14 protein-coding genes are annotated in these 13,173 nt (G+C 67.4%); 7 read left to right on the forward strand and 7 right to left on the reverse strand.

Features of this window, described 5'->3' with window-relative positions:
• Positions 1 to 2 precede the first annotated feature (2 nt).
• Together ASF72_RS15160 and ASF72_RS15165 are read left to right on the forward strand one after the other, a co-directional pair.
• Entirely contained in the window at positions 3 to 689 is a 687-nt protein-coding gene (locus tag ASF72_RS15160) for a class I SAM-dependent methyltransferase (RefSeq protein ID WP_442854169.1), read from the forward strand.
• Between the two features lies 1 nt (position 690).
• Positions 691 to 1,839 carry an FAD-dependent oxidoreductase gene (locus tag ASF72_RS15165; RefSeq protein WP_056600301.1) on the forward strand — a complete coding sequence of 383 codons (1,149 nt, stop codon included), beginning with the start codon at positions 691 to 693 and terminating at the stop codon, positions 1,837 to 1,839.
• A gap of 12 nt (positions 1,840 to 1,851) precedes the next feature.
• On the opposite strand, the gene ASF72_RS15170 is transcribed toward ASF72_RS15165, so the two are convergent.
• The gene (locus ASF72_RS15170; RefSeq protein ID WP_056600304.1) at positions 1,852 to 2,265 is read right to left on the reverse strand and encodes a nuclear transport factor 2 family protein; all 414 of its coding nucleotides are present in this window, start codon (positions 2,263 to 2,265) and stop codon (positions 1,852 to 1,854) included.
• Between the two features lie 61 nt (positions 2,266 to 2,326).
• Here ASF72_RS15170 and ASF72_RS15175 point away from each other — a divergent pair, with 61 nt between their 5' ends.
• The 5 genes from ASF72_RS15175 to ASF72_RS15195 all read left to right on the forward strand — a co-directional run bounded on the left by ASF72_RS15175 (position 2,327) and on the right by ASF72_RS15195 (position 6,110).
• Positions 2,327 to 3,007: a peptide deformylase gene (locus tag ASF72_RS15175; RefSeq protein ID WP_056600306.1), complete on the forward strand. Its 681-nt coding sequence runs from the start codon at positions 2,327 to 2,329 to the stop codon at positions 3,005 to 3,007.
• Positions 3,008 to 3,066: 59 nt separating this feature from the next.
• The gene (locus tag ASF72_RS15180) at positions 3,067 to 3,945 is read left to right on the forward strand and encodes a methyltransferase domain-containing protein (RefSeq protein WP_056600309.1); all 879 of its coding nucleotides are present in this window, start codon (positions 3,067 to 3,069) and stop codon (positions 3,943 to 3,945) included.
• A 127-nt stretch (positions 3,946 to 4,072) separates the two neighbouring features.
• Positions 4,073 to 4,540: an NfeD family protein gene (locus ASF72_RS15185; RefSeq protein WP_050687227.1), complete on the forward strand. Its 468-nt coding sequence runs from the start codon at positions 4,073 to 4,075 to the stop codon at positions 4,538 to 4,540.
• 33 nt (positions 4,541 to 4,573) lie between these two features.
• A complete protein-coding gene (locus ASF72_RS15190; protein WP_050687229.1) occupies positions 4,574 to 5,515 on the forward strand; it encodes an SPFH domain-containing protein in 942 nt (313 codons plus the stop codon).
• A 247-nt stretch (positions 5,516 to 5,762) separates the two neighbouring features.
• Positions 5,763 to 6,110, forward strand: coding sequence for an RNA polymerase-binding protein RbpA (locus tag ASF72_RS15195; RefSeq protein WP_013600997.1), 348 nt, complete (start codon positions 5,763 to 5,765; stop codon positions 6,108 to 6,110).
• Between the two features lie 83 nt (positions 6,111 to 6,193).
• Here ASF72_RS15195 and ASF72_RS15200 read toward each other — a convergent pair whose 3' ends face one another.
• The 6 genes from ASF72_RS15200 to ASF72_RS15225 form a co-directional block, all read right to left on the reverse strand.
• Positions 6,194 to 6,931 carry a polyprenol monophosphomannose synthase gene (locus ASF72_RS15200; protein ID WP_050687300.1) on the reverse strand — a complete coding sequence of 246 codons (738 nt, stop codon included), beginning with the start codon at positions 6,929 to 6,931 and terminating at the stop codon, positions 6,194 to 6,196.
• A gap of 95 nt (positions 6,932 to 7,026) precedes the next feature.
• Positions 7,027 to 8,679: an amidohydrolase gene (locus tag ASF72_RS15205; RefSeq protein ID WP_056600312.1), complete on the reverse strand. Its 1,653-nt coding sequence runs from the start codon at positions 8,677 to 8,679 to the stop codon at positions 7,027 to 7,029.
• A gap of 55 nt (positions 8,680 to 8,734) precedes the next feature.
• Entirely contained in the window at positions 8,735 to 11,635 is a 2,901-nt protein-coding gene (locus ASF72_RS15210) for a DEAD/DEAH box helicase (protein WP_050687304.1), read from the reverse strand.
• Positions 11,636 to 11,655: 20 nt separating this feature from the next.
• Positions 11,656 to 12,450, reverse strand: coding sequence for a twin-arginine translocase subunit TatC (gene tatC, locus ASF72_RS15215; RefSeq protein WP_050687408.1), 795 nt, complete (start codon positions 12,448 to 12,450; stop codon positions 11,656 to 11,658).
• Between the two features lie 48 nt (positions 12,451 to 12,498).
• Positions 12,499 to 12,783 (reverse strand): Sec-independent protein translocase subunit TatA, encoded by a 285-nt coding sequence (gene tatA, locus ASF72_RS15220; protein ID WP_050687306.1) that lies wholly within the window; start codon positions 12,781 to 12,783, stop codon positions 12,499 to 12,501.
• A 26-nt stretch (positions 12,784 to 12,809) separates the two neighbouring features.
• Positions 12,810 to 13,163, reverse strand: coding sequence for a hypothetical protein (locus ASF72_RS15225; protein WP_050687308.1), 354 nt, complete (start codon positions 13,161 to 13,163; stop codon positions 12,810 to 12,812).
• Positions 13,164 to 13,173: the final 10 nt, after the last annotated feature.

Here is a 13,173-nt window from a genome sequence, read left to right on the forward strand (position 1 = left end):
TCCTGCTGGGCGAGCGGGCGGTGGACGCCGTGGAACTGATGGACCGCCCCGACTGCAACCCCGTGCTGCTCGAAAATACCTACCGCCAGTTCGGCCCGGTGAACCGGCTGTTTTCCGGCTGGCGGGGACTGTACCGCCGGGAACTGCGGCCGCTCCTCGCCACGGCGGTCCGGCCGGTGTCCCTGCTGGACATCGGCTGCGGCGGGGGCGACCTCGCCACCCTGCTTGCCCGGTGGGCCGCCCGGGACGGACTGCGCCTTGACCTGACGGGCATCGATCCTGACCCCCGTGCTGCCGCGTTTGCGTTGCGGCGCCCTGCCCGGCCGGGTGTCCTGTTCCGCCAGGCCCACAGCCGGGACCTTGTGGCCGAGGGACGCAGGTACGACGTGGTGATTTCCAACCACGTCATCCATCACTTGCCGCCGGAACAGCTCAGCGAGCTGCTGTCCCATTCCGAGCAGCTGGCCACACGATCGGTCCTGCACAACGACCTGCGCCGCAGCCCCACGGCGTTTGCCCTTTTCAGCGCCGCAGCCCTGCCGTTCCGGAACTCCTTTATCCGCGCGGACGGGCTCACCTCCATCCGGCGCAGCTATACCCCGGCCGAGTTGCGGGCTGCCGCTCCCCAGGGGTGGCGGGTGGAACTGAACCAGGCGTTCCACCAGGTGCTCACCTTCCGGCACGGCTGATATGGAAACGGATGTGGTCATAGTGGGCGGCGGTCCGGTGGGGCTTTACCTGGCTGCCCTGCTGCTCCAGGCCGGCGTCCGCGTCCGGGTCCTGGAGCAGCGGCCATCCCCCAACGGGCACTCCCGTGCCATCGGCATCCACCCTCCGGCGCTGGCGGCGCTTGAGGACGTCGGGCTTGCCTCCGGCCTGGTCCACGCCGGCGTCCCCATCCGCCGCGGCCTGGCCATCAGCGGCGGCAGGACGGTAGGTGCCATGGAATTCAGCAGCGTTTCGCGCCGTTATCCCTTTGTCCTGGCGCTCCCCCAGCACCGGACGGAGCAGCTCCTGGCAGAACGCGTCCGGACCCTGGACCCGGACGCGCTGGTGCGGGGTGCACGGGTCACGGGCGTAGCGGACGACGGCGGACAGGTTGCCGTCAGCGTTGGGCCCGGCCTGGGTGCCGCGGACCCGGCCCGCGGCTACGCGGCACAGGTGGTCATCGCCGCGGACGGGGCCCGGTCCGGCCTGCGGCAGCAGCTGGGTGTACCCGTCGCCCGGAAAACGTATCCGGACCATTACCTGATGGGTGATTTCGCCGATGCCGGCACCCATGGAGAAAAGGCCGTCCTGTTCCTGGAACGGCACGGCATAGTGGAATCCTTTCCGCTGCCCGGTGGCGTCCGCCGCTGGGTGGTCCGCCTCGGGGCACCCGCAGCCGCCACGGATCCGCTGCATCTTGCCCACCTGGTCCGAGACCGGACGGGAATCCTGCCCGAGCCAGGCAGCAACTCCATGCTGAGCGCCTTCTCCGTCCACACCACCGCCGTCAGGAAAACAGTCATCGGCCGGGTGGTCCTGCTGGGTGATGCCGCCCATGAAATCAGTCCCATCGGCGGGCAGGGCATGAACCTGGGTTGGTTGGATGCCCAGGCGCTGGCCCCCGTGATCCACCGCGTGCTGGCCGGCACCGCCACGCCCGCGGAGGTGTGCCGCTATGAGTCCGGCAGGCGGCAGGCCGCCGCCCGGGCCGCCCGGCAGGCCGGAATCAACATGATGCTGGGCCGGCCGCTCCCACCGGCGTTGCTGGGCGTGCGGAACGCCGCCCTGGCCGCGGTCGCGTCCAGCCCGCCTGTGAACCGCTGGGTGGCCCGCCGGTTCACCATGCAGTGACCGGGGCGGAGCCTACCGGTAGTAGCAGTCGTAGCTGGCCTGGCTGGTGATCAGGCCGTCGCTGACTTCGAACACGGAGGAAGTGCTGGCGCGGATGGTTTCGCCGCGGTCCCAGTAACGCAGGTCCATGCGGACCGTGGCGGACCAGTCGGCTTCCACCACAACGCGTCCGTCCCCGCTGGTGGTCCGCTTGATCACAAACTCCTGGCCGGAAACAACTTCGGAGCTCTGGTCCGCTCCTTGCAGCACCTGGGCCAGGTTCCGGGTGGCACCCTCGGGCGCCAGCAGGTGCGGCGCCTCCACCAGCGTGAAGGTATCCGCCAGGAAGGGCCTCAGTTGCGCCGCGCCGCCGCCGGCTTGCAGGGTCCGGATGAACTCGAGCACCAGCTCACGCGGGGATGAAACACGTTGGGGTTCAGTGGCCATGCCTTCGAGACTAACCCAGCCGCCGGCCGTGCACGCCCGGCGGCGCCGCTAGGCTTTGCCCATGAGCAACAATCCTCCGGAAACAACCCAGAGCCCGGCGCAGATCGCCGAACAGGTCGAGGCCATGCTGGCCACCGGTGACCTGCCGCCCATTGTGCAGGCGGGACACCCGGTGCTGCGGCAGCGTGCAGCCGCCTACGATGGCCAGCTGCCCGGCGACCAGCTGGAACGGCTGATCGAGTTGATGCGGCGGGTTATGCATGATGCGCCCGGCGTGGGACTCGCCGCACCGCAGTTGGGCATCCCGCTGCAGCTGGCGGTCCTGGAGGACAAATTCGACGTCGACCCGGAGGCGGCAGCGCTCAGGCGGCGGGAACCGCTGGACTTCCTGGCCATCGTCAATCCCCGGTACACGCCGCTGGGAGCCAGCCACGCCTCGTTCTACGAAGGCTGCCTGTCACTGAACGGACTGCAGGCAGTGGTGGCCCGGCCGGAAACCGTCCGGCTCGACTTCCTGACGGTCGACGGCGGTGCGGTGCAGCGGGAATTTTTTGGCTGGCAGGCCAGGATTGTCCAACATGAGACGGACCACCTGAACGGGGTTCTGTACGTGGACCGCGCCCAGTTGCGCTCGCTGAGCAGCAACGCCGAATACGCTGCGCACTGGGCGGGCCCCGGCATCGACAAGGCCAGCGAAGGGCTGGGGTTCGACGCCGGACCGGCGGGTATCAGCGTCGCCTGACGGCAGCGGCCGCGGCACTGCGCCGGGCAGCGCCGGGTCCGCCGCCTAAAGTGGTATCCATGCCCTTTGCCCCGCACCTTTCCCTGCTGTGCCCGGTATGCCGGCAACCCTTCGAGCCTTCCGGAGCCCATCCGCAGGCCGGGAAGCGGCTGGTCTGTCCGGCAGGGCACAGTTTCGACGCCGCACGGCAGGGCTACTTCAACTTTCTGGTCGGGAAAGGGACGGCTTTCGAGGCGGACTCTGCCGCCATGGTCGAAGCCCGCCACTCCTTCCTCGCCGCGGGGCATTACCTGCCGCTGGCAACCGCCGTGGCAGCCGCCGTCGTCCGTGTCCTGCCGGCTACCGGCGCGGCGGTCCTTGATTCCGGCACCGGGACGGGCCAGTACCTTCGGGTGCTCCTTGACCAGGCAGCGGCAACGGCCCCCGCTGCCTACGGCCTGGACATCTCCAAATACGCGCTGCGGCGGGCAGCCCGGCTCAACCCGGAGGCCATGAACCTGGTCTGGGACATCTGGCAGCCGCTTCCCCTGGCAACAGATTCCGTGGACGCCGTGACGGTGGTGTTCGCGCCCCGGAATCCTGCCGAGTTCGCCCGGGTCCTGCGGCCCGCCGGTCGGCTGGTGGTGGTCACCCCCCGCAGCGGCCACCTCGCCGAACTCGCTGCGCGCACCGGGATGCTGGCCATTGAGGAGGGTAAGGACGCGCGGCTGGCTGCTGCCATGGCCTCGCATTTCGATCTCGAATCATCCTCGGACATCGACATTCCGTTGTCACTCACGGTGCCGCAGGCAACGGACCTGGCTTTTATGGGGCCAGCCGGCCACCATCTGGGCCGCGAGGCCATCGCCGGCAGGCTCGCGGGCAGCAGGGAGCCCGTGACTGCCGAAGCCCGCTTCAAGCTGTTGGTGTTCACCCCTGCGCAGACGCCGGCGGAGTAACGACTTGGCCAATATCCCGGCCCGCACGGATGCGCCCGCCCCCTCCGGGAGGCGTCCGGACTAGGATGGAAGTGCAGTGACTGGGGGGTCTGCGGCACGCGGCTCCACGAAGCAGAGGGGGAACGGCATGTTCGAATGGCTGGGCGAAAACTGGTGGGCATTGTGGCTCACCGCGTTCCTGGCATTTGCGGTGATCGAGATGATCACCCTCGACCTGTTCTTCATCATGCTGGGCGGCGGCGCCCTCGCGGCCCTGGTTGCCGACTTCGCCGGCGCCGAGGGCTGGCTGCAGATCATCATTTTCTGCGTCGTTTCGCTGCTGATGATCGCCTTCGTCCGCCCCGTGGCCCTTTCGCACATCAAGAAGGGTCCGGCTGAGCAGCGGACCAACGTGGACCGCCTGATCGGCGAGTCCGCCGTGGTGATGGAAGCCGTCACCACAGCCGGCGGGCTGGTAAAAATCGGTGGCGACATCTGGAGCGCACGCTCCTCCGCGGGCGACCTGCCCGCCGGCCAGCACGTGGTGGTGGCCGCCATTGAAGGCGCCACAGCAGTGGTGTCAACGCCGCCACCGGCCACCCCCGCCCAGTCCTGACAGAGTCTTATCAATTGGGGAAAGAGGAGATGTATGGAAAACGCAGGGGGGACCGCCCTGGCCATTGTGCTGGTAGTCCTGATCATATTTGTGGTGATTGTCCTGGTCAGGTCGGTGCGGATCATTCCGCAGGCCCGGGCCGGCGTGGTGGAGCGGCTGGGTAAGTACCAGCGCACGCTCAATCCCGGCCTGACCATCCTGATCCCGTTTGTGGACCGGCTGCTGCCGCTGCTGGACCTGCGTGAACAGGTGGTTTCGTTCCCGCCGCAGCCCGTGATCACCGAGGACAACCTGGTGGTCTCCATCGACACGGTGGTCTACTTCCAGGTCACCGACGCCCGCGCCGCGACCTACGAGATCGCCAACTACATCCAGGCCGTGGAACAGCTCACCACCACCACCTTGCGCAACGTGGTGGGCGGGCTGAACCTCGAAGAGGCGCTCACCTCCCGGGACCAGATCAACGGCCAGCTGCGCGGCGTCCTCGACGAAGCGACCGGCCGCTGGGGCATCCGGGTGTCCCGGGTGGAGCTCAAGGCCATCGATCCGCCCCACTCCATCCAGGATTCGATGGAGAAGCAGATGCGCGCCGAGCGGGACCGCCGTGCGGCCATCCTCACGGCTGAGGGTACCAAGCAGTCCGCCATCCTTACGGCCGAAGGCCAGCGGCAGTCGTCCATCCTGAAGGCTGAGGGCGACGCGAAAGCGGCGATCCTCCGCGCCGACGGTGAAGCGCAAGCCATCCAGAAGGTCTTCGACGCCATCCATAAGGGCAACCCTGACCAGAAGCTGTTGGCGTACCAGTACCTGCAGACCCTGCCGAAACTTGCCGAAGGCACGTCGAACAAGCTGTGGATCATCCCCAGCGAACTCACTGAGGCACTGAAGGGAATCGGGGGCGCCCTGGGCGGCACCAACCCGGATCCCTCAGCGGACGGATTCGCCGCCACCCCGGCAGCGCCCGCCCAGCCCTGAACCACCGGGCTGATTGCCCGGGGGGGATCCGCAGTAACCTGCGGGTCCCCTCCCCTGTTTTGTGCCTGCGCCGGTTGAACCGGTATACTCGGGTATTTGCCCGGCTGGAGCAATCCGCTGGAACAACACAGCTTCGCGATGCGTTGAATCCTATGATGCAGCACAGAGCACAAAGAAGTCCGGCGGTGCTTCGTTACTGCCGGCCAGCGCGGGTTTTCCTACCGCGTAACGACCAGAGGGAGAAATCATGAGCGATCGCAGCCTGCGGGGCATGCGCCTTGGCGCGCAGAGCATGGAGACCGAGTCCGGCGTCGAGCCGGCGCCGCGCCAGCGGGTCGAGTACCGCTGCGAAGACGGCGAGCAGGTTTTTGTCACCTTCTCCTCCGAAGCGGAAATTCCCCCGGTCTGGGTTTCGAAGACCGGCAAGGAAGCGCTCCTGGTGGACGGCGAACGCCCCGACACCAGCAACGACAAAGCTGTCCGCACGCACTGGGACATGCTGCTGGAACGCCGGTCCCTTCCCGAGCTGGAGCAGATTCTTGAGGACCGCCTGACCATCCTGCGGGAACGCCGCGGAGAGCGTCGCTCAGCCTAGCTGCCGCAACAGAAAAGGGGCCATCCCGCACTTCGGTGCGGGATGGCCCCTTTTCTGTTCAGCCGGAACGGCTGCGGGAGCCGTCAGTTCGCGGCTTTCCTGCCGGTCAGAGCCTTCCAACGGGCAGCCAGGCCCCACTTGGTGACGTTGATCATGGCCTCAACCACAATGTTGCCGCTCATCTTCGATGCCCCGAGTTCGCGCTCCACAAACGTGATGGGCCGTTCCTCGATGCGCATGCCCATCCGGGCCACCCGCCAGGCGAGGTCCACCTGGAAGCCGTAGCCCACCGAGTCCACCTGGTCCAGGTTCAGCCGCTCCAGGGTGGTCCGCCGGAAGGCACGGTAGCCGCCGGTGACATCCTTGATCTTCAGGCCCAGCATAAGGCGGGCGTAGGTGCTGCCGATCCGGGAAATGGCCTGGCGGTACAGCGGCCAGTTGACCACGCTGCCGCCCGGAACCCAGCGGGATCCCATGGCCAGGTCCGCGCCCTGTTCGATGGCTTCCAGGAGCTGGGGAAGTTGCTCGGGCTGGTGGGAGCCGTCAGCGTCCATCTCCACGAGGACGTCATAGCCCGCCTCGAGGCCCCAGCCGAAGCCGGCGATGTACGCGGCGCCAAGGCCTTCCTTTCCTTTACGGTGCAGGACGTGGACCTGGGCGTCGTCGGCAGCGATGGAGTCGGCGAGCTTGCCGGTGCCGTCAGGGCTGTTGTCATCAACCACCAGCACGTCCGACGACGGGACGGCGGCCCTGAGGCGCTGGAGCGTCTTGGGCAGCGATTCCAGTTCGTTGTAAGTGGGGATGATCGTAAGGACGCGCACAGAGGGCCTTTCCTGGGAGGAGCGGTCAATGCACCAGAGGGTGAGCGGGTCACCGGCGGGCGCAACTACCCATTATAGGGCGGACGGGGCGCCGGTCAGTGACGCAGGGCCGGGCTCGCGAAGAGTTCGACGCCGTTGCTCACCGTCTGCAGGCACGTCGGGTCGGTCCCGGTATCCAGGGCCGGCAGCAACGGCGTCCTGGCGCGGGGATCAGTGCTCCACGACTGGACCCGGCCATCCGCCACCTGCACCATCAACTCTTCGACCTCCCACACCGCGAAACTTGCCGGCGCGCCGGGAACCAGTTGCCCGGCCATAAAGTCGGGATGCCGGGCTGCCCGCCAGCCTGCACGGGTGTGGCCCAGGAACGCTGCGCGGGCGGAGATCCGCTGGTCTGGGTTGTGATGTTCCAGGCAGGCCCGGATGCTGGACCACGGCCGCAAGGGCGTGACCGGGCTGTCGCTGCCGAAACAGACAGGGACTCCCTGTGCGTAGAGGGTGGCGAACGGATTCATTCCCCGGCTCCGCTCCCCCAGCCGCTGTTCGTACAGGCCGCCGGGTCCACCCCAGGCGGCGTCGAACGCCGGCTGTGCGCTGACGGTGACGGCGTATTTAGCCAGCCTCGCCACCGCGGCGGCGTCCACCATTTCCACGTGCTCAAAACGGTGCCCGGCGGCGCGGACCCGCTGCTCGCCCACCTGTTCCGCGGCGAGGTCCAGCGCGTCGAGTGCCGCGTCCAGCCCGGCGTCGCCAATCACATGGAAGCCGCCCTGGATGCCCAGCAGCGAGCACGCGGCCAGGTGCGCCGCGGCTTCGTCCACGCCCAGGTACAGCGTGCCCTGCTCCGCTGAGTCGCTGTAGGCGGAACGGAGCGCCGCCGTCCGGGACCCCAATGAGCCGTCGATGTTCAGGTCACCGGCCAGGCCGCGGATCCCAAAACCGAAGCTGTCCAGGATGCTGCGGGCGTGCGCCTCGGACTCCGCCAGCTCACCCCAGTAGGGCAGCACCTCGGGAACCGCCGGGGCACCTGCGGCTCCTTCATTCCAGGCGGCCGCGATCCGGAGGTCTTCGGCGCCGCCGATGTGCGGGGCTCCCATCTCGGCGACCGCCACGTACCCGTTGGCTGCAGCCTCGGCCAGGGCCCGGGCCTGGTGCTCCCGGAGGGTTGCGGCCGGCAATGCCCTGGTGAACTGCCGGGCCGCTGCGTGCGCGTCCCGGCGGACCCGGGGGCCGCCGTCGAACCCGTCCCTGCCCCGAAGCCCCGCGGACCCGGCCAACGTTGCGGACACCAGGGCGGAGTGGACGTCCACCCGGGCCAGGTACACGGCACGGCCGCCGGCGGCCCGTTCGAGTTCCTCAGCGGTGGGCAGTGTCGCGTCAGCCCACCGCGTTTCATCCCAGCCGTGCCCCAGGACGGTACCCTGGCCCGGCGCCGCAGCAACGGCCGCCAGCAGTTCGGCCGCCGAGGCGGTACTGCCCAGGGCCAGGGAGCCCAGCGCGATGCCGGTCTCGGTGAGGTGCGCGTGCGAGTCCACGAACCCGGGGGTCACCAAGGCGCCGCGTAGGTCAATGATCTCCATGGAACTGTCCGCGATGGACGTGGCCGCCTGTTCGGACCCCACCCAGGCCACGGTGCCGCCCTCCACCACCATGGCGGTGGCGAAGGGATCTGCGGCGGTGTAGACGGACCCGTTGCGGTAAAGCACTGCTTTGGGGCGGCCTGCGGACGGGGATTCCGGGGTGGTCATGTAGGGCGGGGCTCCTCAGGGGAAGGGCCGGCGGGCGCCGGCGGACGGGAAAACGTCAGAGAACGGACGAGTAGGCCACAACGCCCCGGCGGATCAGGGCGATGGCTTCGGCGCACAGCCGGGAAAGCCGGGGCTCCAGGCCGGGGATCTTGGCCAGTTGGTCCAGCAGGTCCACTACCTGCTTGACCCAGCGGACAAAGTCGCCGGCTGCGAGGTCAGTCCCGTTCAGGACCTCCTGCAGGTGCCGGCCGCGGGCCCACTTGTACATGGGCCACACCAGCCCGAGTTCAGGTTCGCCGGTCAGGGGAAGTTTGTTGTCCTCTTCCACGTCCTCCAGGGCGGACCATTCCCGGACCACAAGGTCCACTGACGTCTCCAGTGAGACGCTGGGCATGCGCGGCCGGAGGCCCCGGTCCTCGCGTTTGGCCTGGTAGACCAGGACGCTGGCCAGGGCCGCGACTTCCACGGCATCCAGGTCGTTGAATGCGCCCAGCCGGAGCGACTGGGAGATGAGGAGGTCCTTTTCGCCGTATATCCGGCGGAGCCGTTGGCCGTCGGGGCTGATGGACAGCCTGCCGTCCGGGGCGCTTTCGAGATAACCGTAGGTGGACAGGACGTCGCAGACACGGTCGAAAGTCTTGGCAATGGTGTTGGTCCGGCCCTGGATCTGCCGGACCAAGCCGTCGGTTTCCCGGCGGAGCTTCCACCAGCGTTCAGCCCAACGGGCGTGGTCCTCACGTTCGCTGCACCCGTGGCAGGGATGCGCGCGAAGCGCGCGGCGCAGTTCCGTGATGCGCTTGTCCTGGTCCGGCAGCGCGGCTGCCCGGCCGAAGTCGTCGTTGCGGGTGTGGCCCGGGGCCAGCGGACGGTTCTCACGGAGCGCGTTCCGGGCGGAGGAGGCCAGGTCGCGGCGGGACTTGGGCACCTTCGCGTTGAACGACTTGGGGATCCTGATCCGCGTGACGGGCGAGATGGGTCCCTCAAGGTCGTCAGTGCCGATCCGGCGCAACTGGTTGTCCAGGGTCAGGACCGCCGGCCGGGGCTCACGGCTGCCGTGGTCCGAACTGAGCACAATCGCCGGGCCGGGCGCCCGCCCACCGGGAACGTCTACTACATCCCCCGGCAGGAGCCGGGCCAGGGAGTCATCGCTCAGGGACTTCCGGTTCCGGTACTTGGATTTGGTGCCGGCGTTCTCCGCGTCGGAAAGTTCCCGGCGCAGGCGCGCGTACTCGGTGAAGTTGCCCAGGTGGCAGGTCATGGACTTGGCATATCCGGCCAGGGACTCTTCCCGGCTCCTGACCTGCTTGGCCAGGCCCACCACTGACCTGTCCGCCTGGAACTGGGCGAAGGAAGACTCCAGGATTTCCCGGGCCCGGGCGCGGCCGAACTGGGCCAGGAGGTTGATGCTCATGTTGTAGGTGGGCCGGAAACTGGAGTTCAGCGGATAGGTGCGCCTGGAGGCCAGGCCTGCGACCGCTGTGGGGTCGGTGCCGGGCTGCCAGAGCACCACGGCATGGCCCTCCACGTCGATGCCGCGGCGGCCCGCACGGCCGGTGAGCTGGGTGTACTCGCCCGCGGTGATGTCCACGTGCGCCTCACCGTTGTACTTATCGAGCTTCTCCAGTACCACGGACCGGGCCGGCATGTTCACGCCCAGCGCGAGGGTTTCGGTGGCAAATACGGCCTTGACCAGGCCGTCCACAAAGAGTTTTTCCACCACTTCCTTGAAGGTGGGGAGCATGCCGGCGTGGTGCGCAGCAAAGCCGCGCAGCAGCCCGTCGCGCCAGGTCCAGAAACCCAGGACATCCAGGTCGTCCGGCGGGATGTCCTGGCCGGCAGCGTCAACCCGCTGGGCGATGACCTGCTGCTCCTGCTCCGTGGTCAGCCACAGCCCCGAGGAGACGCACTGCGCAACGGCGGCGTCACAGCCTGCCCGGGAAAAGATGAACGTGATGGCCGGCAGCAGGTCCATCCGGTCCAGGCTGGCGATCACCTGGGGCCTGCTGGCCCTGCGGACCCCTGGCTCCTGGGCGCCGCGGGCCGGCCGGTCGGAGCCGCCGCGCCGGCCGCGCTGGTTCCGTCCGCCGGAGCCAGGCCTGCTGCGGAAGCCCTGCTGTCCCTCGCTGCGGGCCACGGAGAGGAGTTCGGGGTTCACATCGAAGCCGCTCCCGGGGGCAGCTGCGGTGACGGTCGCCGGAGCGCCGGAGGCGTCCACTGGCGGGGCGATCTCATCAAAGGTGGTCTCGCCGGCGAACAGGTCCACGATCTGGCGGCCCACCATCACGTGCTGCCACAGCGGCACCGGACGGTGCTCGGAAACGATGATGTCCGTGTCGCCGCGGACGGTGTCCAGCCAGGCCCCGAACTCTTCTGCGTTGGAAACAGTTGCGCTCAGGGAGGCGACCTGCACCTCGCTGGGAAGGTGGATGATCACTTCTTCCCAGACGGCGCCGCGGAACCGGTCGGCCAAATAATGGACCTCGTCCATCACCACGTAGCCCAGGTCATCAAGGGTGGCGGAATCCGCGTACAGCATGTTCCGCAGGACTTCGGTGGTCATCACCACCACCGGCGCATCGCCGTTGATGCTGGTGTCGCCGGTCAGGAGACCCACGTTTTCGGCGCCGTATTTTTCGCCGAGCTCAGTGAATTTCTGGTTGCTCAGGGCCTTGATGGGTGTGGTGTAGAAGGCTTTCAGCCCGCGCTGGAGGGCCAGGAAGATGGCAAATTCGCCAACGATCGTTTTGCCGGCACCGGTGGGCGCCGCCACCAGCACTCCCCTGCCTTCCTGGAGGGAACGGCAGGCCTGGCGCTGGAAGTCATCGAGTTCGAACTCCAGGGTCCTGGTGAAAGCCCCCAGGTACGTGGCGTTTTCGGCTTGGCGTTCCGCGTTGGCGCGGTATCTCTCTGCCGGTGATAACTCGTCAGGATCGGTGGGCCCGGTGGTGGAGAACATGTCCCAAGCCTAGCGGGAGCTTAGAGCTTCTTGAGCTCACTGCCGGGGGTGGCGACGTCCGCGGTGGCGTCCGTCTCAGCGGCGACCTTTGCCTCACGCTTGTCCCTGCGCTTGTCGTTGATGATGCACAGGCCGATGGCGGCGAAGAACAGGATCAGCAGCGGAGCCGCCAGCATCACCATGGACAGCGCGTCCGTGCCGGGTGCGGCCAGGGCGGCGAGGACGAAGACCAGGAAAACGATGATGCGCCAGGCCTTCAGGATGGTGCGGCCGCGGACCACGCCGGCCATGTTGACGCCGACCAGGATCACCGGCACCAGGAAGGAAACCCCCAGGATCAGGAACATCTGCGTGGCAAACGTGAGGTAGTCAGTGGCTGAGACGTTGTTGGCGCCTGTGGTGGGGGTGAACTGAAGGAGGGCCCGAACCACCGTGGGGAAGACCAGCCAGGCGACAAAAACGCCGGCGAGGAACAGCGGTACGGCCGCGGCCATAAATCCCAGCGTGTACCGGCGTTCCTTACCCGTCAGGCCAGGGGTGATAAAAGCCCACACCTGATAGATCCAGACGGGGCTGGAGATGACCAGGCCGATCTGGATGGCAATCTGGATCTTGAACGCGAACGGATCCGCGATGGTCGCGAAGTTCAGTACCGCGGTGCGGCCTGTCTGCTGCGCGATGGTGATGAGCGGTTCAGAGAGGTTGAAGACCACCGGATCGTAAAGGAACCAGCCGGCGATGCCGGCCAGCACCACGGCGATGGCCGACTTGATCAACCGGTTCTTGAGTTCCTTGAGGTGGTCCCAAAGAGCCATCCGGCCTTCCGGATTGGCTTTGCGGCCCTTCTTTTGTGCCACCTTGAACTACGCGCGGGTGGAGGGCGGTACGTCCGTACCGTCAGCGTTGCCGCTGGACGGGGTTTCGGGGCGCGGGTGGTTCACTACCCGGCCTTCGACGGGACCTGAGGCATCGGCGGCGTCGCCGTCAGTCTTGCCGTCGTTCTTCATTTCCTTGACCTCGGACTTGATGATCCGCATCGACTGGCCAAGGCTCCGCGCCATCGCCGGAAGTTTGGGCGCGGCAAAAAGCAGCAGTGCTACAACGATGATGATAACGATGGGCCAGGGGCCATCAAAGAGTCTTCCCATGGGAAATCCTTTCCTCTAAGTACATCCTACTTCGAAGTGAAGTCGAGATCTCCGAGCGCCTGCAGTTGGCCCCGGTCTGTCCTGCGCTGCACCCGGCGGCGCCGCCGTTCTTCCCGGCGTGACGCTTTGGCGGCCTCGTAATCATGTCTCATGATCTCGGGTGAGGCAAAAACAGCGGATCCGGCTGGCATCCGGTCGGGAGCAGGCGCCGGTTCGGGAAGGAACACGGGGCTGATGTGGCCCAGTTTTTCGCCGGCTGCGCCCAGGTCCTTGACCGTGGCCATGAATTTCCGGAACAGCCGGATGCCTAAAAGGAGGAACAGCAGCAGGGCCAGCGCAACAAGCGCCACCCATATCAGAATCCAGGACCACCAAAGCATGGTTTCGAGT

The organism is Arthrobacter sp. Leaf141, assembly GCF_001424565.1.
Taxonomy (GTDB): Bacteria; Actinomycetota; Actinomycetes; order Actinomycetales; family Micrococcaceae; genus Arthrobacter.